Origin of the sequence: Moheibacter sp. (assembly GCF_049672845.1) — a bacterium.
Classification (GTDB): Bacteria; Bacteroidota; Bacteroidia; order Flavobacteriales; family Weeksellaceae; genus Moheibacter.
Map to the genome: position 1 here is coordinate 282,859 of NZ_JBATWT010000011.1, position 20,228 is coordinate 303,086.

Genomic DNA, 20,228 nt, shown 5'->3' on the forward strand with positions numbered 1-20,228 from the left:
TTAACTTTCTGAAATTCAGCTCCAGACAAATTCAATTTAATTAAAAAATGAGACTTATCTTTATCTTCGTTCTAAGCTCGGTGCTTTTTTCCTGCAAGGGACAAACCGATAAGTCAAAAAAATCAAATCATACAGAAATGAGTTCAAACGGGAATTTAGAGAAAATCACCTTTGGCGGTGGTTGTTTTTGGTGTGTGGAAGCGGTTTTTGACCAGCTTTTGGGTGTGGAAACGGTAACTTCTGGTTATGCCGGCGGACATACGGAAAATCCGACGTACAAGGAAGTTTGTTCGGGAACGACTGGTCACGCCGAAGTCATTCAGGTGGCATTTGATCCGGAAATCATTTCGCTTGATGAAATTTTTGATGTGTTCTGGACGGTTCACGATCCCACACAGCTAAATCGTCAGGGAAATGATGTCGGGACGCAATATCGTTCCATTATTTTATACGAAAATGAAGAACAAAAACTAAAAGCAGAGCGTTCCATTAAAGAATATGAAGCTTCGGAAATCTATGACGGAAGTTTTACCACCCAAGTTGTTCCGCTGGAGAAATTTTATACAGCTGAAGATTATCACCAAAATTATTATGAAAACGACGGCGGACAAAACCCGTATTGTACAGTCGTTGTAAAGCCGAAAATCGATAAGTTTTACAATAAATTCTATGATAAATTAAAGCCTGAATATAAATAATCAGAATAGAAAAAGCCATCTCGGTTCAACCGAGATGGCTTTGTTATTTAAATAAATTTTCTTCTATCCCGAAAACTCACCCATTGCGATGAATTTGTCCTGACGCTGTTTTTTCAATTCAGCACCGGGAAGTTTGGATAATTCATCATAAGATTTCAAAATCTGATTTTTCAGGTTTTCCGCTGCTGTAGCCGGATCATAATGCGCGCCACCCAATGGTTCTTTGATAATTCCATCGATGATCTTCAATTCAAGCATATCATTGGGCGTCATTTTCATCTGACTTGCCACTTGTTCTTTGAAATCCCAGGAACGCCACAAAATAGCCGAACAGTTTTCAGGAGAAATTACTGAATACCAGGTGTTTTCCATCATAAAAACTTTGTTTCCCACGCCAATTCCCAGAGCACCACCCGAAGCGCCTTCACCAATCACAATGCTGATGACCGGAACCGTCAGGTTCATCATTTCGTAAATATTTCGGGCGATGGCTTCACCTTGTCCGCGCTCTTCCGCTTCCAGTCCGGGATAAGCACCCGGTGTATCCATCAAAGTAATGATCGGCATATTGAATTTCTCAGCCAGTTTCATCAGTCGCAATGCCTTTCTATATCCTTCCGGATTGGGCATTCCAAAACGTCTGTACTGTCTTTCTTTGGTGTTTTTTCCTTTTTGCTGGCCAACAATCATAAACGGAATTCCATTGATTTTTCCCATTCCGCCGACCATGGCCTTATCGTCACCAAAATTACGGTCGCCGTGCAATTCCAAAAAAGTATTATCGGTAATCTGATAAATATAATCCAATGAATAGGGGCGGGAAGGATGCCGCGAAAGTTGAACTTTCTGCCAAGGCGTTAAGTTCGAATATATCTTCTTTTTGGAGTCTTCAATCGCAACTTCAATCTGTTTACAGGCCTGCTTTACATCTACACCATTTTCTTCGCCCACCACCTTGCAACTTTCCAATTGTTCCTGCAATTCTTTTATCGGCTGCTCAAATTCTAAATATTCCATAATTCTTTTGTCTCTTAGGAAAAACAAATATACTAAGTCTTAAATAATATTTAAGGAATTATAAAATGAATTAAATTTGGGATAAATTATCTGTGATGAAATTTCTAAATCTTTTAATGATAAGTCTTTGTTTTTCAGCTTTCTCTTTTGCTCAAACTCAAAATCCCGATTTTGACCAAGCACTTGCCGACTCTTTGGAAGATTACAAAAAAAACCTTAGATGAATACGTACATTGCTTTGCTTCGCGGAATTAATGTGAGCGGTCATAAAATCATCAAAATGGCCGAACTGAAAAAGATGTTTGAAAACCTCGGATTTCAAAACGTCAGAACTTATATTCAAAGTGGAAATCTGGTTTTTGAAACGAATGAAACAGCTATTCCAAAACTTGAAAAATCAATTCGCAAAGCAATCGAAAATACCTTCGGATTTGATGTTCAGATTCAAATTCTTATTCCTGATGAAATTCATAAAGCATTGGAAGCAAATCCATTTCTGAAAGATAATTCGCTCGATATCAAACAGCATTATTTTGTATTCCTGAATGAAATTCCCTCCGAAGAAAATTGGAATATATTGAAAAATATGGAATTGAAAGGCGAGCAAATGGCGCTGGCTGACAAAATTCTATTTGTTTACTACGCAAATGGAGCAGGCAAGTCCAAACTCACGACCAATTTGATTGAATCCAAACTCAAAGTAGCGGCAACCGCTCGCAATCTGAATACGACTAAAAAGTTGCTGGAAATCGCTTCGGGTTAAATTATCCTTTCGGCATATTTTTACCCATCGCTTGCATCATCTGACGACCGCCGGGCGATTGCATGAACTTCATCATTTTGCCCATTTCAGAGAATTGTTTCAGCAATTGGTTTACTTCCTGAACCGAAGTCCCTGAACCAGATGCAATTCTTTTTTTGCGGCTCGCATCAATGATATTCGGATTTTTTCGCTCTTTCGGCGTCATCGAATGGATGATGGCTTCCACACCTTTGAAAGCATCATCATCAATATCAATATCTTTCAAAGCCTTTCCTGCACCGGGAATCATGCCCATCAAATCCTTCATATTACCCATGCGTTTGATCTGCTGGATTTGTTTCAAAAAGTCTTCAAAATCAAATGCATTTTTGGCGATTTTCTTTTGTAAACGTTTGGCTTCTTCTTCGTCAAATTGTTCTTGCGCACGTTCCACCAAAGAGACAACGTCACCCATCCCCAAAATACGGTCCGCCATACGTTCCGGATAAAAAATATCCAAAGCCTCCATTTTTTCACCGGTCGAAATGAATTTAATCGGTTTGTCCACCACCGTTCGGATCGTCAAAGCCGCTCCACCTCGCGTATCACCGTCCAATTTGGTCAATACGACACCGTTGTAATCCAACACATCGTTGAAAGCTTTGGCCGTATTCACAGCATCCTGACCGGTCATTGAATCCACGACGAATAAAGTTTCAGTGGGCTTTACAGTTTGATGTACCTGACGGATTTCGTTCATCATCGCCTCATCAATCGCCAAACGTCCTGCGGTGTCAATGATGATGACATTGTGTCGGCCTTCTTTGGCTTTTTGCAAAGCATTTTGTGCAATCTGAACCGGATTTTTATTCTCTTCTTCGGCATAAACCGGAACATGGATCTGTTCTCCCAAAACTTTCAACTGATCAATCGCAGCAGGACGATAAACGTCGCCCGCTACCAAAATAGGATTTTTGCCCTTTTTGGTTTTTAGGTAATTGGCAAGTTTTCCCGAGAAAGTCGTTTTACCCGAACCTTGTAATCCGGCAATCAAAATAATCGTAGGATTTTCAGAAATGTTTAATTCAGAACTTTCACCACCCATCAATTTTGCCAATTCGTCGTGAACGATTTTGACCATTAATTGATTGGGATTCAACGAAGTCAATACATTTTGCCCAAGGGCTTTTTCTTTTACTTTATCGGTAAAATCCTTGGCTACTTTGTAACTCACGTCGGCATCAACCAAAGCGCGACGCACTTCTTTGATGGTTTCTGCTACGTTGATTTCGGTAATTTGACCTTTACCTTTAAGCGTATGTAGTGCTTTGTCTAATTTATCCTGTAAACTCTGGAACATTTTCTAATTATTTTGGGATTGCAAATATAGGGAATTTGAAAATGTGTTGATTTGAATTTCGATAAACTCAATTATCGAAAATTTGAAAATGATTTTTACTTAATTGCTTCTTCAAAATATTGATTCAAGGGTTGGATGATTTTATAATCTTTGATGATTTGTTGGATCAAATCTTTTTCCAGAACAATTTCGGGTTCGTAATGTTTGAAATAGTAGAATGATTTATTAAGAATTAAGGGTTGCATTTCGATGATTTCGGAGAAAGGTTTGTTGATGCGTTTGTTTTTCTCACCCCGAATTTCTCCAAAGTTTTCTTTGAATTTTTTATCCGAAATCAATTTCTGCAAACGTTCCGGTTCCTCATAAATCTTTTGACGAATTTGAACCAATAATTCAGAAGTTGGCCTATAAGCACCGCTGTACAAACGGACATGTTCACCGGAAAGTTCCACATAAGCTCCAAAACTGTTCATGCCTTTGCGTCCGCCGGGAGCAATTAATGCAGAAACATGAATTTTATAGGGTGATTTGTCTTGGCTGAAACGGATGTCGCGGTTGATGCGGAAAATACATTCTTTTGCCGATAATTCACCCACGGCCAAACCTTCTTGTGTCAAAGCTTCAATCAAATCGGTTATGAATTGCTCAAATGGAAACTTTACGGATTTCTCGTATCGTTTTTTGTTTTCCTGGAACCAATCGCGGTTGTTATTGGCCGGAAGCTCGCGTAGGAATTTTAGGAATTCGGGAGTGAAATATGACATGGAGTTTCGTGTTTTGTGTTCTGAGTTAAATTGTTAGGATAATTCTTACTATCAACCAAAATTCAACTCCACCATCACGGGACAATGATCGGAATGTTTGGCTTCGGGCAAAATTGCAGCTCGCACCATCTTTTTTTCCAATGGCCGACTGACCATATTATAATCAATTCTCCAGCCTTTGTTGTCCAGTCGCACACTCGGAAATCTTTGGCTCCACCAACTATAATGATGCGGTTCTTTGACAAAATATCGGAAAGAATCAATCAAATCACATTCTTCCAAATAGGAGGAAAGCCATTCGCGTTCCATCGGTAAAAACCCGGAAACTTTTGCGTTTCGCACCGGATCCCAAATGTCAATGGCTTCGTGACAAATATTATAATCCCCGCAAATCACAAGGTTGGGATGTGAAATCCGAAGTTCTTTTATGTAGTTTAAAAAGTCACGGCAAAACTGCATTTTAAAATCCAATCGGTCCATATTGGTTCCACTCGGAACATAAACGCTGATGATGGAAACGCCAGGGAAATCAGCTCTCAGCACACGTCCTTCTTTGTCAATATAATCAATTCCGGTCCCGAATTCCACGTGCATTGGTTTTTCTTTGGTCAGGATAGCAACGCCGCTATAGCCTTTTTTCTCTGCCGAATGCCAATACGAGTGATAACCCATTTCGGTCAAAATGGCTATCTCATTGAGTATCTGATCTTCATTGGCTTTGATTTCCTGCAGACAAAGTACATCGGGCTGAGCCGCTGCAATCCATTCGTTAAGTCCTTTTTTCATTGCGGCACGAATGCCATTTACGTTGTAACTAAAGATTTTCATTGAATAAATTTGACGTTTGCGAAGTTAAGAATTTGAATGAGAGATAAAAAATAGGAAAAAATGCATGTATAGATAGGAAAAAATTCCTAAATTTGTGAAGAGAGAAAAAATGGAAACCAAAAAATACAAACGAATCGAGTCGGAATTACCCTGCGTAAATGAGCCTTCGGGGATGTATATGTATTTGAGCCAGACTCAAAACCGTTTTATTCAGATTTTGGACGAACTCATTGGCCTGAGTGATGAAATCATTTCCAAATGGCTAAACATTACCACCCGCACTTACCGAAACTACAAAACCAAAGACACCGAAATCAAGGAAAACACAAAGGAGCATATCGTTTCGATTTTATCTTTGTACAAACACGGTATGGAAGTTTTTTCCACCAAAGACGAATTCGAAAACTGGCTTACACTTCCCAATCCATTTCTCGACAACAAAGCTCCCATGGATTTTATGGACACGATTTCTGGGATCCAGCTTATTGACAATCGCTTGACAGCAATGGAATTCGGTGAAAATGTCTAAACTTCTGGTTTTCGACATCCGAAAAGAAAAATATGCCGGATCTTTGAAGGCCTCCGGAGTGGCCAACCGATGGAATAAAAACGAGGAATATGTAATTTATTCGGGAAGTTCACCCGCTTTGTCTGTGCTTGAATTGACGGCGCATCGGGCTTTTATTAACATTGACGAATCTTATAAAATTCTGGTGATTGAACTTGCTATTTCTGAAGCTGATATTCTGGAAATTTCTGTGGAAGATTTGCCTGAAAACTGGCGTTCGGTTTCAGCTTATCCAGTTTTGCAAAACCTCGGTTCGAAATGGTATCAATCGATGGAAAAGTTGATTTTGAAAATTCCTTCTGCTTTGGTTCCCAAAGAATTTAATTATTTAATCAATACTCAACATCCTGATTTTAGGCGAAAAGTAAAAATCAAATCAAAAGAGGATTTTAACTGGGACGAAAGATTGATTTAATATTAAGTTTTTGATAATCTGTAAGTTATAATTGAATTCTTCTAAGAATTTATAAATGAATTAAGGAATTCTTAAATCAACTTGTTGATACTCAACCTATCTTTAAAAATAAATGAAATTTCACACTTCTTAATGGTAAAACTTATTCGTCACGGATTTTCGGCCTGATTTAAATCTTTTTTTAACGGTTAAATTCTAAGTAATTTCGTGGGAATGAATTTACCAAAATCAGAAAGCATTGCCATTGTGGGAGCCGGAATCGCCGGACTTACGGCGGCCATTATGTTGGGAAAATTGGGTTTCGACGTCCGTGTTTTTGAATCCGCGGAAGAAATCCGCGGAATTGGAGCCGGAATGGGTTTGGCTTCAAATGCCATCAAAGCTTTTGAATATTTGAATTTGGATGAGGAAGTAATTTCGATTTGCAACCATTTAAAAGATTTTGAAATTTCAGATGCCAAGGGAAAAATCATAATTTCTGCCGATACGAAACGAATTAAACAAAGTTATAATACTGATAATTTTGCGGTTCATCGGGCGGATTTGCACAAATTATTATTGAGTAAAATTCATCCTGATAAAATTGAAACCAATAAAAAACTTATTGATTTAAGAATTCTTAATGATAAAGTTGAAATCGAATTCGAAGACGGAAAAATTCGTGAATTTGATTTTGTGATCGGTGCCGATGGTGTAAACTCCCGAATTCGTCAGTTGTTTTATCCGAAATCCAAACCACGTTATGCCGGTTATTGGTGTTGGCGTGGCGTGGTGGAAAATCCAAAGGAAAATTTGCATAAAAGCATTGAAACTTGGGGCAACAAAGGTCGGTTTGGCATTACACCTTTGACTGAAAATCGGATTTATTGGTACGCTTGCATCGGTTCGAATTTGAAAGATGGGGTTCCTGAATTTGGTTTGAAAGAATTGCGAAAACAATTTAAAAATTACCATCAAATAATCCCTGAAATATTAAATTTAACAGCCAAAAAAGACCTGATAAGCAACCCGATTGTGGATATAAAACCGATTTTCCGTTATCATTTTGACCGTGTTTTATTGATTGGCGATGCAGCGCACGCCACGACGCCCAATATGGGACAAGGTGCTTGTATGGCGATAGAAGATGTGGCGGTTTTACAGGATGAATTAAGAAAAAATGATTGGCAAATGGCTTGCGAAAACTTCGAAAAAAGACGTTTGAAACGTACGCATTACATCATCAAAACTTCCCGTATTGCTGGAAAATTTGCCCAAGTTGAAAATCAATTTTTGATTTCCACACGAAATTATTTACTTCGAAATTTGCCTGATACTTTGAGTCAAAGACCTTTGAAACAATTGCTGGAAAAAGATTTTATGGAATATTAATTCAGGTTATCTTTTACTCTCAAACTTACGCCACCCATAATCGAAAATCCGCCTTTGAATTGATTTTTTTCCATTCCGGGAAGGGAATCGAAATCGGCATCGAGCAGACGATATTTTCCGGGAAGTACGTAACCGGCTTTAAAATTAAACCATAAATCTTTGGCAAACTGATAACCCAAAGTCGGAGCAATTGTTATGTTTTGAGTACTCAGATAATTGGGCGAGTCATCCATTGAAAATCGATTGATATGATACAATCCCGACTCCAGATTGATACTCAGACCGTATTCAAGTTTTTCTGAGGGTGTCATCATCGCATACACAAAACTCGGAATGATGGTGTAAACACGGATATCCTCGGTTTTGTATTGCAAAATCGCCAAAGGAATCACAAGGTTTTTGATACCTTCGTTATTGTAACTCACCCCAAGTCCGTAGGAAAAATTTTCATTGGCGGGCGAAGTGCGAATTCCCAATAAATGCACACTTGGAAACAAATCTCTTTTACCGAATTTCTCTTTGAAATCGCTTCGGGCATTGATGCGTGGCGCAAGAATCGCTTGCCATTGATCGGAAAATTTGTGCATCACAATGAATCCCAGCCGAATGTCATTCAATTTTTCAGGAAAAACTCCTTCTGTGTTTTGATCGAAATCGTATTGGGAAATTTTATAATTCAGATTGGTATAAACTTTTGTTTTTTCGCCTAAATTCAATCCAGGGAGAATTAAATTGGCTTCCAACTGACTGTAAACGGCAGTTTCGTCCTGTTTCGTCATATCGCGTTTCGGAAAGAAATTATAATTGATATAAACCGGATCGTTGTCAGTTTGGGCATTGATTGGCAATAAGATGCCAATCAAAATGAGGGAACAAATAGATTTAAGCATAAAAGGAATTTACGCGGCTAATTTACCAAAAACCTTTCCATAATTTTTGAAATTATTAAATTGCGAACAAATGAAACTAAATTCAAACTATAAAATTTTGGCCGCCAGTACGAGTACCATTCACGGAAGCGGTTATTTGGAATACATTCTGGACGAAGCAACCGATTTTCTAAATGTCGATGAAATTTTATTCATTCCCTATGCGCGTCCTTCGGGCGTGACTTACGATGAATATACGGAAGCGCCTCGAAAAGCTTTTGACCAGAAGAATGTATCAGTCAAAGGAATTCATGAATTTGAAAATCCGAAAGATGCGATTTTAAATTCCAAAGCTATTTTTGTGGGCGGTGGAAATACGTTTTTATTGTTGAAAACCTTGTACGAACTCGACTTGATGGAAACTTTGAAAAAAGTGGTTTCCGAAGGAACGCCCTACATGGGAAGCAGTGCGGGAACGAACCTTACGGGAATGACGATCGGGACGACCAACGATATGCCGATTGTGTATCCGCCGAGTTTTGAAGCTTTGGGATTTTTGCCTTTTAACATCAATCCTCATTATCTGGATCCCGATTTGAATTCGACACACAAAGGCGAAACCCGGGAAACCCGAATCAAAGAATTTCACAAATTCAATTCACAGCCTGTTTTGGGATTGCGTGAAGGAAGCTGGTTGGAAATTGAAAACGGAAAAATTGAACTGAAAGGAAATTTCACAGCGAGATTGTTTCGAAGTGGAGTAGAAGCGGTAGAACTAGAAGAATTGTATGATTTCTGGGATTAATCCAATTCATTTTTGACTACCAATAACCAGTCGTCTTCTAGAAATTTATATCCAATATTGTACACGAAGCGATATTCAGCTCCGTTTTTATAAACTTTCAGGTTGGTGAAATATTCGAAATCAAAACCTTCAAGGATGAGTTTTTCTTGTGTGGTTTTGGCTTTTCCATCTTTGAAATTAAGAGCAGAAAGGATGCGAAAATTTCTACGCAAACGATTGTTGATGTTTCGCATCAGCCTGCTTGAATCCTGATTCAGCTTATTGTTGTAGTTATTGCGACAGCCATCATTGCAGAATTTTTTATCGGATCGACCAATGATTTTATCACCACATTCCAGACAGTTTGCCATGATTCAGTTGTTTAGTAAAGTTTAAATTTACAAAATAAAGAATGACCAAAAAAATCTGGTAAATTCGTCAAACAATATTTCCTCCTTTTTGTTTGAAATCCAATTTTAGTTTCTCCCAATTCTCATCATCAATGGGTTTGGAAGCTTCTTCGATGATGGTGGTTTTAAATCCCAAATCGATTGCATCATTTGCTGTGAAATAGACACAAAAGTCGGCTGCTAATCCGGCGACGAAAACTTCTGAAACCTTTCGGTCTTTCAGGTAACCAAAAAGTCCGGTATTTTTTCGTTTTCCATTGTCATAAAAGCCTGAATAACTGTCGATTTCAGGATCCATTCCTTTTCGGAAAATGGCTTCTATGTTATTTTTTTCTAAATCTTTATGAAATTCAGCTCCAAAACTTCCTTGTACACAATGCACCGGCCAAAGGACTTGTTGCAAACCGTTCAAGTCAATTACTTCGAATTCATTTTTTCCGGGATGCTCCGCAGCAAAGCTTTTGTGGTTTTGCGGGTGCCAATCTTGTGTAGCCAGAATTAATTCAAAATCTTTTTGAATTTCATTCAAAACCGGAATTACATCATTTCCGTTGGGAACAGCCAAACTTCCGCCTTCCAAAAAATCGTTTTGAATGTCAACTATAATTAGGGTTTTCATATATGATTTTATTCATCCAACATATCAAAATTCACGTGATAACTCACAATTTTTATTGTTTCATCTTCTTCCTTAATCAGTCCAATTCGTTCGGTTGTATTCTTTTTATCTCTTGTAATTCTGTAAACCAAGACATATTCAGACTTAGAGTCGGTTCCTTTTACTATAAAAGTAGTCCACTCTTCGAGAGTGAAATTGGTCAGATTTCCACATTCCTCCAGAGTTTTTGCAAATATTTTATTCAGAGTTTCCCGGTCTGTCACTTCAAAGAATTGTTCACTAAACAAACTTTCTGCTTTCTCAAGTTCCTGCATTTCAAGGTAGTGATAAAGCTTATTAGTTATTTGTTCAGCTTCTCTTTTATCGGATTCACGGTTGGAATAAGTAGTATTTAGATTACAACTCAAAAGAAAAATCAGTGAAAAAATAATAGAAAATGTTTTCATAGTTTTTGTGATTAATAAAATAGAACGCTAAAATATAGAAAATGAAATAAGAAATGAATTATTGGATTGCGAATCATCCTAAATTATTTTCATTCCTGATAATTTTAAAAATCCTACCAAATCAACATTCTGATAAATCCTATCTTTGCCCTATGGCAAGAAAAAAGCGGAAAGAGATTTTTCTGGAAAATATAGAAGTGCTTCGTGCGGGAGCCAAAGGGATTTCCATCGGGAAAACAGACGAAGGAAAAACGGTTTTGATTCAGGATGCGGTGCCTGGCGATTTAGTAAATGTTTCGGTTTTTAAAAAGAAATCGAGTTACATGGAAGGAAAAGCGGTTGAAATTCTCCGTCCTTCGCCACATAGAGTGACGCCCCGATGCATTCATTTTGGAGTTTGTGGCGGATGCAAATGGCAAAATCTGAGTTATGATGCTCAATTGAAATTCAAACAAGATGAAGTGGAAAATAATCTACTTCGCATCGGGAAATTTGAAAATCTGGAAATCACACCGATTTTGGGTTCGCCGGAAGAATATTATTACCGCAACAAACTGGAATTTACTTTTTCCAATTCGCGTTGGCTTACGCTGGATGAAATCCGAAATACCGATGAAACTTATGACCGAAATGCGCTCGGTTTTCATATTCCCGGACAATGGAGCAAAGTTTTGGACATCAAAGAATGTCATTTGCAAAAAGAACCGATGAATGCCATTCGGCTCGAAGCTCGTCGTTTTGCCAATGAAAACGGATATGATTTTTTTGACTTGAGAAATCAGGATGGTTTTCTGCGAACTTTGATGATTCGTTCCAATCAAAAAGGTGAATTTATGGTTTTGGTTCAATTTTTTCGGGAAGAAACAGAGAAACGTGAAGCTTTTTTGGAAAATTTAAAATCGAAATTTCCGGAGATTGTTTCTTTGCTGTATGCCATTAATCCAAAAGGAAATGACTCGATTTATGATCTGGACATTCAGACGTATTCGGGTCAGGATTTCATTATGGAAGAAATGGAAGATTTACAATTTAAAATCGGGCCGAAAAGTTTTTATCAGACCAATCCCGCTCAGGCTTATGAATTGTACAAAATCACCCGTGATTTTGCCGGATTGAAAGGCGATGAAACGGTTTATGATTTGTACACCGGAACGGGAACGATTGCGCAATTCGTTTCCAAAAAAGCAAAAAAAGTAGTAGGAGTGGAGGCTGTTCAGGAAGCGATTGATGCTGCAAATGAAAATGCTTTGCGTAACGGAATTGATAATTGTACGTTTTATTGCGGCGATATGAAAGATATTTTTACCGATGAATTCATCACTCAAAACGGTCATCCCGATGTTATTATCACCGATCCGCCGCGTGATGGAATGCACAAAAATGTGGTAGAAACGATTTTGAAAATTCACCCAGAACGTGTGGTGTATGTGAGTTGTAATTCCGCGACTCAAGCAAGGGATTTGGAATTGATGAAATCGCATTACGAAATCAAAAAAGTTCAACCGGTGGATATGTTTCCACAGACGCACCATGTCGAAAATGTTGTACTTTTGGAACGAATTCATTAGAATTATGAAGAAAAGAAATCTCATTTTTGGACTCCTTATCTCCCTTGGTTTTGCGGTTTCCTGTGAAGAAGACGATGTTTGTGTTGGAGAAGGAACGCCTTTTCTGACGGTTGTGATGCGAAACAATATTGGTACGGAAAACCTTGCCGATACTTTGACCATCGAAGCTTCACCTACAGCGGATTTCGCAGATCCCGATACTCTTTATCTCAAGGCCTTTACCGACAGTATCAAACTGCCTTTGGGCGGACTCGATGAGTCGCAGATGTTTTACAGATTGCGTCGCAGAAGCAATATTGAACGAGATATTTTGACGGTGAATTACAATACCCAATCGGAATATGTTTCCAAAGCTTGCGGATTTCGCATTACGTATGAAGACCTGAGTTATCAGTCCACTTACAACCATATTCAGTCCATTGAACCCGGTGAAACCAATGTTTTAACAGATGAAACGATTACCAATTTATATATTCGCCTTAGCAATTAATCTTTTTTCTGCTCCAATTTGGGCGCAGGAAGATACAATTGCAATTGAAACCCAAACTTTGGTTCGGGAAACAGAATCCATTACCGATAGTATTTTTAATCCGCAGAAAAAAGCCGGAAATCTTTTTGTAGGAGTGGATTTATTCAATCCGGTTCTTTCGGCTTTTACCGATAAACAGGGTGGGCAAGCCATGATTTCTTATCGGGTTTACAAAAAGTGGAATGCTGTTGCTGAATTAGGCTACGAGAAAAATCATTATGACGAACTGGATTGGGACATCGATGTAAACGGAATGTTTTTCAAGCTGGGTTTTAACTGGTTTATTTCCCAGGATTATGAAGATGCATCGAATGGATTTTACACCGGAATGCGCTTTGCGTATGCGATGTACGAACAAACGGTGAACGCATATCCCATCAGAGCTTCGGGTAATCAAGTGGACGAATACGGAAGTTTCCCGGCAGAAAATGTAAGCGCGTATTGGGTTGAAGTAGTGGGAGGAGCGAGGGTTCGTTTGCTGAGTAATTTTTATGCGGACGTTTCGGTTCGTCCAGAAATTTATCTGGGAAGTAAAAAACAGCAAGGGCTCGATCCTTTGGTAATTCCCGGTTATGGAAAGGACATCGGCCCGATTAACTTCAGCGTTTTCTGGGGAATTACTTATAAATTATTTTAGAATTCAGAAGTATAAAAAATCCCCATCGATTGAGACAGGGATTTCTATAGAGTTTTGAATGAATTATTTTCTTTTAAATCTCAGCAAAAGAATTTTATCCTGAAAAAGTTTAAGTTCCGTTGCTGTCACTTCGTAAGTATTTACTTGCGAAAGCAAATCAAGGAAAGCTTGCTCACCGTCCATTTCCGGACAAGCCATCATCGTGGAACCCGCCTGACCAAAATTGATCGTTCCGGGCTGAAGACTAACGCTGGAAAAATAACGGTTACAACCTGCAAAACCCACTGCTTGAAGTCCGTTGTCATTCGTGAAACTCATCGTAACCTCTTGATTATTATAACTTACGACAGTTCCGCTTTCATCTTGTAAAAGCCATGTGTTGGACTCGATCAGATTTTTAACTGAATTGAAATCAGTAACCGGCGAAGTTTTACAAGCTGTGAAAAACAAGCCTGAAACCACCATTAAAACGAATATTTTTTTCATCTGATTTGATTTTAATTTCTCAATTCCGCATTGAAATTTTGCTGAAAGTTACGAATTAATTCATTCATAACGTTTTCAATTTCAACATCGCTCAGCGTTTTTTCTTCATTCTGAAGTACGAAACTCATCGCATAGGATTTTTTCCCTTCGGGTAATTTATCGCCCTCGTACACATCAAATAATTCCATTGATTTCAATAAACTGATGTTTAATTTTTGAGTGGAATTATACAATTCGCTGTACAAAATAGTTTTGTCAATCAGTAAGGCTAAATCCCGATTTACAGAAGGGAATTTTGAAATTTCTTTAAATTTTAAACGAAATTCTGACGAAATTTTTACCAGTAACTCCCAGTTCAGTTCTGCAAAGAAAACTTCCTGCGAAATATCTGCTTTTTTCAAAATGTTTTTGTGTACAATTCCCAAAGTACCCAATTCTTTTCCGTCGATTTCTATTGAAAGAGCATCTGAATAAACCGTATTAACAAAAGGCTTTTCCTGGATTTCAGAAATTCCAAGTCTTTTCAGAATTTCTGAAACAGCACCTTTTAAAGTAAAGAAGTTAGCTTTTGCACCCGGATTATTCCAGTTTTCTGCGGATTTATTTCCGGACATCAAAATGGCCAATCTATAATTTTCCTGATGTCCTTCTGCCGTTTTATTATAAATTTTCCCGAATTCAAATAATTTGATATCCGAAGTTTTGCGGTTAATATTGTAGGCCGTGTTTTCCAATAGTCCGGACAACATCGACTGACGCATAATCGATAAATCAGAACTCAAAGGATTCAGAAGTTTTACGGATTTGCTTTCATCCAAACCATAAATTTGCTGATAGCCTGCTTTCACCACTGAATTGTTCATCGCCTCGTGAAATCCTCTTCCAATCAGTGTTTGAGCAATTGCATTTTCGATTTTCTGCGCGTCTTTTTCTGTGTTTTTAACCGGAGTAAACGAAATCTTTGCCGGTGTTTTGATTTTATTGTACCCGTAAATTCTCAAAATTTCCTCAATCACGTCTACTTCGCGCAGTACATCGGCACGATAAGGCGGAATGGAAAGTTCAAGTGTTTCGTTGGATTCCGAAATAATTTGAATATCCAAAGATTCCAAAATTCCTTTTACCTGTTCACGGTGAAGTCTTTCGCCTAATAACTGATCGAGTTTATGGTAACGCAAAACCGTCTTAAAGTTCTCAATCGGAGCGGGGTAGAAATCAGAAATCTCGCCAACAATCTGTGCACCTGCAAATTCTACCAGCATCATAGCTGCCTTTTTCAAGGCTGTTAGTGTCAGATTGGGATCGACTCCTCGTTCGAATCGGAAAGAAGAATCAGTGTTTAATCCATGCGATTTTGAAGATTTTCTGACGGAAACCGGATCAAAATAAGCACTTTCCAGAAAAATGCTTTTAGTGGTTTCGGTTACTCCCGAATTCATTCCACCATAAATTCCGGCCATGCAGATTCCGCCGTTTGCATCACAAATCATCAGTTCCGAACCGTTTAATTTTCTATTTACACCATCAAGTGTTGTAAATTCCGTTCCGGCAGGAAGTTGCTGAACGATAATTTTTTTTCCTGAGATTTTTCCGGCATCGAATGCGTGCAGTGGTTGCCCTAAATCGTGCAAAACATAATTGGTAATATCAACTACATTATTAATCGGATTCAGACCAATGGTTCGAAGTCTTTCCTGCAACCAATCGGGAGAAGATTTGACTTCAATATTTTCCAGATACAATCCGGCATAGCGAGGCGCCAGCTCAGGATTTTTTATTTCGATTTCAATCGGATTTTTACCTGAAGTTTTCAGATTGTCAAAGCTTTCAGTCGAGACCGGAACCAGTTCTGACTTTTGCTTCAATACGTTCAATGCAGCGTGAAGATCACGCGCCACACCGAAATGACTCATCGCATCGGTACGGTTCGGCGTAAGCCCGATTTCAATCAGCGTATCGGTATTTGTTTTCTTGATGAGTTCGGAAATAGGCGTCCCGATTTTGTATGCAGGTTCCAAAACCCAGATTCCGTCGTGGTTATCGCTCACGCCCAATTCGGCTTCGGAACAAATCATTCCAAAGGAATCAACGCCGCGTAATTTGGCTTCTTTGATCGTAAAAGAAGTTCCGTCGCCTGCTTTCAAAACCGTCCCGACTGTGGCCACGGGAACTTTTTGTTCCTCGGCAATATTGGGTGCGCCACAAACGATTTGAAGATTTTCTCCGATTCCAACGTCAACGGTTGCCACTTTTAATTTATCGGCATTTGGATGTTTTTCAAGCGTGATAACTTTTCCCACAACCACACCTTTTAGTTCCTGAAGTTCACTTGCGGTATTTTCGATAGCTTCTACTTCCAGGCCGGTATTGGTCAGGATTTCACCGATTTTTTGGACTTCCAGATCGGTTTTGATATACGACGAAAGCCAATTATAGGATATTTTCATTTTCTTTTGTGATTAGTGAATAACTGATTGATGAATAGTAAACTTAATTTTACTAATCAGAATCCAGCTTTCCTATTTCATGATTAAGCATTCAACATCACAGGCATTACCAGCATCAGGATTTCTTCTCCATCTTCCAGTCCGTCAACCGGTTTGATGATTCCGGCACGACTTGGTTCGGACATTTCCAATGTGATATCGTCTGATTGTAAATTGTTCAGAACTTCAATCAGAAATTTGGAATTGAAACCAATCTGCATATCGGCACCATTATAATCACAAGGAAGTCTTTCTTCTGCTTTGCTTGCAAAATCTACGTCTTCTGCATGAATAACCAGTGAGCTTCCCGAAAGTTTCAGACGAACCTGATTGGTGGTTTTATTGGAGAAAATGGCCACACGTTTCAGTGAAGTCAGGAAAAGATTTCGGTTGATCGTCAATACGTTTGGATTTTCTTTTGGAATTACCGCTTCATAATTAGGATATTTTCCGTCAATCAATCGACAAGTCAAAACGATGTTTTGAAAAGAAAATCTTGTATTGGTCTGGTTGTATTCAATATTTACATCTTCATTGCTTCCTGCCAAAATATTTCTCAAAAGATTCAGTGGCTTTTTCGGCATGATGTACTCAGTTGCTTCGGCAGACTGCAAATCTTTACGTGTGTATTTTACAAGACGGTGTGCGTCCGTTGCCACAAATTTGAAATTGTCTTTTCCGGCTTGGAAGAAAACACCGGTCATCACAGGGCGAAGTTCGTCATTTCCGGTTGCAAAAAGCGTTTTGGAAATGGCTTCCGACAAAATTCCGGCTTGCAAAGTAGAAGCAACTGCTTCCTGAACTTCAGGCGCTTGCGGATATTCATCGGCCGATTCCAACGCAATCTGATAATTTCCTTGTTCAGACACAATTTCCATCAGATTATCTTCTTTCTGAATGAATGTCAAAGGCTGATCCGGGAAAGTTTTCAAAGTGTCAGACAAAATTTTGGAAGGAACCGCGATTTTGGCTGTATCACCCGATTCTACTTCAATTGTAGTAGTAATAGTGGTTTCCAAATCAGATCCTGTTATTTTTAATTGATTGCCCTCCAGTTCAAACAAAAAATTATCTAAAATCGGTAATGTGTTGCTGGAATTGATAACCCCGCTTATGAGGTTTACATTTTTAAGTAAACTGCTACTGGATACGATGAATTTCATACGTTTTTGACTTTTCTAAAATACTAATTGACAAAAATAAATCTTTTATGATGAATTGAAAGAATTTTGTTAATTTGTTATGAACATTTCTATTGCTATTTTTGTTAAATGAAGAGTTTTTCATTCGCTTTGGTGTTTTTGACAAGTTTTGCTTTTGCGCAGGAAGAAATAGGTGTTGAAAATGATTCTGTTTATATTCCTAAATTCGATTTAAAACTAAATCAGGATTTCAAGAAATTCGATTTGGATTTACGAATTAAGTCTTGGGACGATGAAACTTGGGAAGAAAAACAAAAGAAACGGCAGCGATATGAACACTTGAATTTTCCGGGTTCAATTGTCAGACAAACCATAGACGGAATTTTTGAAGGAATCTTAAACAATTTAATTTCGAAGAAATGAAAAAAATAATCACTTTATCAATCGCACTGATTTTTATGAGTTGCAATACACAGAAAACCACAGTTGAAACCACTCAGAACACAGAAGAAACAACCACTGTTATGGAAAATTCAGAAAATGCCGGCGCTTCGCTGGTGCAGCCCAAAGATCCCTTGCTTGGAAAATGGCAACTCGATTATCTTTCTCCGACAAGCGGAAGGGACATCAGCCATTATAAAATTCAAAAACCCTATCTGAATATTGTGGATGACCATAAAGTGGCCGGTAATAATGGATGTAACAATATCGCCGGGGAATATGAATTTGACGAACGCAAAATCAATTTCAAGACCGATAAATTTGCTTCTACCCGCATGTTCTGCGAAGGCGTTGACGAGGCTGCATTTGTCAATACTTTGGGTTCAGTTAATCGTTATGCTGTGATGGATGACGGATTAAAATTGATCCTTTCGGCCGATGATGTGGTGATGCTTTCCTTTACAAAAGTTTTTGAAAAGGTAGAGCGATAGCGGGAATTTAATATAATCATAATCCAATTCCACAGCCTTTTCTACTGTTTGTGTTTCCTTTTTGTCTAAATTTAAGACATTAAAAAAAATCTCGAATGGATACAACGGTACAATACAAAGGAAACGATAAACTCCTTTTTGGAATTATTTTTGGGGTTTTGGCCTTTTGGTTGTTTGCCCAAACTACGCTGAATATCAATGTTGTAATGGCCAAAGATTTGGGCATTGACAATTCAATTATGAATATCGCGGTCTCCATCACAGCCTTGTTTTCAGGTATTTTCATTGTGGTTTTGGGAGGGCTGGCCGACAAAATAGGTCGGGTCAAAATGATTCTCATTGGATTTATCCTAAGTATCCTCGGTTCGCTATTGGTAGGATTTACACCGGAAGGCGGTATATCGGCTCCGGTATTGATTTCCGGACGAATTTTACAAGGATTGTCAGGTGCCTGTATCATGCCGGCGAGTTTGGCGTTGATTAAAGCTTATTGGGAAGGCGCAAGTAGACAAAGAGCCATCAGCCTTTGGTCCATTGGTTCTTGGGGTGGTTCTGGATTTTGTTCGCTTTTTGGAGGTTTAATGGCCGAAAATGTAGGTTGGCGTTATATCTTTTTTGCTTCGGCAGTAATTTCACTCATCGGATTTTTCATGGTAAAAGGAACGCCTGAAAGCAAAGTCGAACAAAAAGGCGAGAAAAAGAAACAAGATATTTTAGGGATTCTGACCTTCGTGGTCGTGATGATTGCTTTGCAGGTTTTTGTAAGTCAGGGTAGTGAGTTGGGCTGGACAAGTCCGATTTCCATTGCTTTGATAGCTGTCATTCTAATTTTTGGCTATTTATTTTATCGGATTGAAAACGGAAAAGACAATGCCTTCATTGATTTTAAACTTTTCAAAAATTCAACTTATACAGGTGCGACGATTTCCAATTTCCTACTGAACGGTGTTGCCGGAATGTTGATTGTGTCGCTGATGCTTTTACAACTCGCCGGAAATCTCACCGCAGAATCCGCAGGACTATTAACTTTGGGCTATGCGATTGCCATTGTGGCATTCATCCGAATCGGTGAGAAACTTCTCCAAAAATTTGGGCCACGAAAACCGATGCTTTGGGGCGCTATCATTGTTGCTGTTTCCATTCTTTTGCTAATGCCGACTTATATGGGCATTGCTACCTATAAAATCCTGGCGGTTATTTCTTATACTTTATTCGGATTGGGATTGGCGTTTTATGCCACGCCCTCGACCGATGCCGCACTTTCCAATTTACCCGAAGACCAGGCCGGAGCCGGATCGGGAATTTACAAAATGGCTTCCTCGTTGGGAGCTGCGCTTGGCGTGGCGATTTCAGCCGGAATTTTTGTAGGCTTTAGCGGTGCGAATTTCTCCAATGACTTCCTGCATCAAATAGTGGACTTTGTTGGGCGGCAGGACAATATCGTCCTTCGTGAAGCAGGTATGATAGCTTTAGCATTCAATCTGTTCATGGTCATTTTGGCTATTCTAACTATTCTGAAAACCATTCCAAAAGGAAAAAAGGCGGAACAATGAAAGC

General features: G+C 38.7%; 24 protein-coding genes. 13 read left to right on the forward strand and 11 right to left on the reverse strand.

Translation table 11 applies throughout. The features are described 5' to 3' along the window. Nucleotides 1-47 precede the first annotated feature (47 nt). Nucleotides 48-698, forward strand: coding sequence for a peptide-methionine (S)-S-oxide reductase MsrA (gene msrA / locus WBF63_RS05355; RefSeq protein ID WP_424368669.1), 651 nt, complete (start codon nucleotides 48-50; stop codon nucleotides 696-698). Nucleotides 699-761: 63 nt separating this feature from the next. On the opposite strand, the gene WBF63_RS05360 is transcribed toward msrA, so the two are convergent. After that, the gene (locus WBF63_RS05360) at nucleotides 762-1,715 is read right to left on the reverse strand and encodes an acetyl-CoA carboxylase carboxyltransferase subunit alpha (protein ID WP_424368670.1); all 954 of its coding nucleotides are present in this window, start codon (nucleotides 1,713-1,715) and stop codon (nucleotides 762-764) included. 95 nt (nucleotides 1,716-1,810) lie between these two features. Here WBF63_RS05360 and WBF63_RS05365 point away from each other — a divergent pair, with 95 nt between their 5' ends. Next, nucleotides 1,811-1,939, forward strand: coding sequence for a hypothetical protein (locus WBF63_RS05365; RefSeq protein WP_424368671.1), 129 nt, complete (start codon nucleotides 1,811-1,813; stop codon nucleotides 1,937-1,939). Beyond that, on the forward strand, nucleotides 1,936-2,478 hold the full coding sequence (locus WBF63_RS05370; protein WP_424368672.1) for a DUF1697 domain-containing protein: 543 nt from the start codon (nucleotides 1,936-1,938) through the stop codon (nucleotides 2,476-2,478). The genes WBF63_RS05365 and WBF63_RS05370 overlap by 4 nt, the downstream gene beginning before the upstream one ends. 1 nt (nucleotide 2,479) lies before the next feature. Here the strand turns inward: WBF63_RS05370 and ffh are convergent, their stop codons facing one another. The 3 genes from ffh to WBF63_RS05385 all read right to left on the reverse strand — a co-directional run bounded on the left by ffh (nucleotide 2,480) and on the right by WBF63_RS05385 (nucleotide 5,409). Beyond that, nucleotides 2,480-3,817 (reverse strand): signal recognition particle protein, encoded by a 1,338-nt coding sequence (ffh, locus tag WBF63_RS05375; protein ID WP_424368673.1) that lies wholly within the window; start codon nucleotides 3,815-3,817, stop codon nucleotides 2,480-2,482. 95 nt (nucleotides 3,818-3,912) lie between these two features. After that, nucleotides 3,913-4,581, reverse strand: coding sequence for a DUF2461 domain-containing protein (locus WBF63_RS05380; RefSeq protein WP_424368674.1), 669 nt, complete (start codon nucleotides 4,579-4,581; stop codon nucleotides 3,913-3,915). Between the two features lie 51 nt (nucleotides 4,582-4,632). After that, complete coding sequence (locus tag WBF63_RS05385; RefSeq protein WP_424368675.1) at nucleotides 4,633-5,409, reverse strand: exodeoxyribonuclease III; 777 nt, start codon at nucleotides 5,407-5,409, stop codon at nucleotides 4,633-4,635. Between the two features lie 94 nt (nucleotides 5,410-5,503). Between WBF63_RS05385 and WBF63_RS05390 the strand changes: the two genes are divergently transcribed. From WBF63_RS05390 to WBF63_RS05400, 3 genes are all read left to right on the forward strand, one after another. Further along, nucleotides 5,504-5,938, forward strand: a complete 435-nt coding sequence (locus tag WBF63_RS05390; protein ID WP_424368676.1) for an antitoxin Xre/MbcA/ParS toxin-binding domain-containing protein — start codon at nucleotides 5,504-5,506, stop codon at nucleotides 5,936-5,938. Next, nucleotides 5,931-6,392, forward strand: coding sequence for an RES family NAD+ phosphorylase (locus tag WBF63_RS05395; RefSeq protein ID WP_424368677.1), 462 nt, complete (start codon nucleotides 5,931-5,933; stop codon nucleotides 6,390-6,392). Before WBF63_RS05390 ends, WBF63_RS05395 begins: the two co-directional genes overlap by 8 nt. Nucleotides 6,393-6,605: 213 nt before the next feature. Continuing rightward, nucleotides 6,606-7,763 (forward strand): FAD-dependent monooxygenase, encoded by a 1,158-nt coding sequence (locus tag WBF63_RS05400; RefSeq protein WP_424368678.1) that lies wholly within the window; start codon nucleotides 6,606-6,608, stop codon nucleotides 7,761-7,763. Here the strand turns inward: WBF63_RS05400 and WBF63_RS05405 are convergent. Then, nucleotides 7,760-8,653 (reverse strand): DUF6268 family outer membrane beta-barrel protein, encoded by an 894-nt coding sequence (locus tag WBF63_RS05405; RefSeq protein WP_424368679.1) that lies wholly within the window; start codon nucleotides 8,651-8,653, stop codon nucleotides 7,760-7,762. The two genes, WBF63_RS05400 and WBF63_RS05405, sit on opposite strands and share 4 nt — an antisense overlap. 70 nt (nucleotides 8,654-8,723) lie before the next feature. Between WBF63_RS05405 and pepE the strand changes: the two genes are divergently transcribed. Further along, nucleotides 8,724-9,437, forward strand: coding sequence for a dipeptidase PepE (pepE, locus tag WBF63_RS05410; protein WP_424368680.1), 714 nt, complete (start codon nucleotides 8,724-8,726; stop codon nucleotides 9,435-9,437). On the opposite strand, the gene WBF63_RS05415 is transcribed toward pepE, so the two are convergent. The 3 genes from WBF63_RS05415 to WBF63_RS05425 form a co-directional block, all read right to left on the reverse strand. Then, the gene (locus WBF63_RS05415) at nucleotides 9,434-9,787 is read right to left on the reverse strand and encodes a hypothetical protein (RefSeq protein WP_424368681.1); all 354 of its coding nucleotides are present in this window, start codon (nucleotides 9,785-9,787) and stop codon (nucleotides 9,434-9,436) included. The genes pepE and WBF63_RS05415 overlap by 4 nt on opposite strands. 67 nt (nucleotides 9,788-9,854) lie before the next feature. Then, nucleotides 9,855-10,445, reverse strand: a complete 591-nt coding sequence (pncA, locus tag WBF63_RS05420) for a bifunctional nicotinamidase/pyrazinamidase (RefSeq protein ID WP_424368682.1) — start codon at nucleotides 10,443-10,445, stop codon at nucleotides 9,855-9,857. A gap of 8 nt (nucleotides 10,446-10,453) precedes the next feature. Continuing rightward, nucleotides 10,454-10,891, reverse strand: coding sequence for a hypothetical protein (locus WBF63_RS05425; protein WP_424368683.1), 438 nt, complete (start codon nucleotides 10,889-10,891; stop codon nucleotides 10,454-10,456). Between the two features lie 152 nt (nucleotides 10,892-11,043). Here WBF63_RS05425 and rlmD point away from each other — a divergent pair, with 152 nt between their 5' ends. The 3 genes from rlmD to WBF63_RS05440 are packed head-to-tail and all read left to right on the forward strand — an operon-like array spanning nucleotide 11,044 to nucleotide 13,625. After that, complete coding sequence (rlmD, locus tag WBF63_RS05430; RefSeq protein WP_424368684.1) at nucleotides 11,044-12,459, forward strand: 23S rRNA (uracil(1939)-C(5))-methyltransferase RlmD; 1,416 nt, start codon at nucleotides 11,044-11,046, stop codon at nucleotides 12,457-12,459. Nucleotides 12,460-12,463: 4 nt separating this feature from the next. After that, nucleotides 12,464-12,949 (forward strand): DUF6452 family protein, encoded by a 486-nt coding sequence (locus tag WBF63_RS05435; RefSeq protein WP_424368685.1) that lies wholly within the window; start codon nucleotides 12,464-12,466, stop codon nucleotides 12,947-12,949. Beyond that, entirely contained in the window at nucleotides 12,909-13,625 is a 717-nt protein-coding gene (locus tag WBF63_RS05440; RefSeq protein WP_424368686.1) for a DUF6048 family protein, read from the forward strand. Before WBF63_RS05435 ends, WBF63_RS05440 begins: the two co-directional genes overlap by 41 nt. A 63-nt stretch (nucleotides 13,626-13,688) precedes the next feature. Here WBF63_RS05440 and WBF63_RS05445 read toward each other — a convergent pair whose 3' ends face one another. From WBF63_RS05445 to dnaN, 3 genes are all read right to left on the reverse strand, one after another. Then, nucleotides 13,689-14,111 (reverse strand): META domain-containing protein, encoded by a 423-nt coding sequence (locus tag WBF63_RS05445; RefSeq protein WP_424368687.1) that lies wholly within the window; start codon nucleotides 14,109-14,111, stop codon nucleotides 13,689-13,691. Nucleotides 14,112-14,122: 11 nt separating this feature from the next. Next, entirely contained in the window at nucleotides 14,123-16,558 is a 2,436-nt protein-coding gene (pheT, locus tag WBF63_RS05450) for a phenylalanine--tRNA ligase subunit beta (protein WP_424368688.1), read from the reverse strand. An 83-nt stretch (nucleotides 16,559-16,641) separates the two neighbouring features. Then, nucleotides 16,642-17,760, reverse strand: a complete 1,119-nt coding sequence (gene dnaN / locus WBF63_RS05455; protein ID WP_424368689.1) for a DNA polymerase III subunit beta — start codon at nucleotides 17,758-17,760, stop codon at nucleotides 16,642-16,644. Between the two features lie 108 nt (nucleotides 17,761-17,868). On the opposite strand from dnaN, the gene WBF63_RS05460 reads away from it, so the two are divergent. The 3 genes from WBF63_RS05460 (at nucleotide 17,869) to WBF63_RS05470 (ending at nucleotide 20,224) form a co-directional block, all read left to right on the forward strand. Continuing rightward, the gene (locus WBF63_RS05460; protein WP_424368690.1) at nucleotides 17,869-18,162 is read left to right on the forward strand and encodes a hypothetical protein; all 294 of its coding nucleotides are present in this window, start codon (nucleotides 17,869-17,871) and stop codon (nucleotides 18,160-18,162) included. Next, nucleotides 18,159-18,671: an META domain-containing protein gene (locus WBF63_RS05465; RefSeq protein ID WP_424368691.1), complete on the forward strand. Its 513-nt coding sequence runs from the start codon at nucleotides 18,159-18,161 to the stop codon at nucleotides 18,669-18,671. Before WBF63_RS05460 ends, WBF63_RS05465 begins: the two co-directional genes overlap by 4 nt. Nucleotides 18,672-18,766: 95 nt before the next feature. Beyond that, nucleotides 18,767-20,224: an MFS transporter gene (locus WBF63_RS05470; protein ID WP_424368692.1), complete on the forward strand. Its 1,458-nt coding sequence runs from the start codon at nucleotides 18,767-18,769 to the stop codon at nucleotides 20,222-20,224. Nucleotides 20,225-20,228 lie beyond the last annotated feature (4 nt).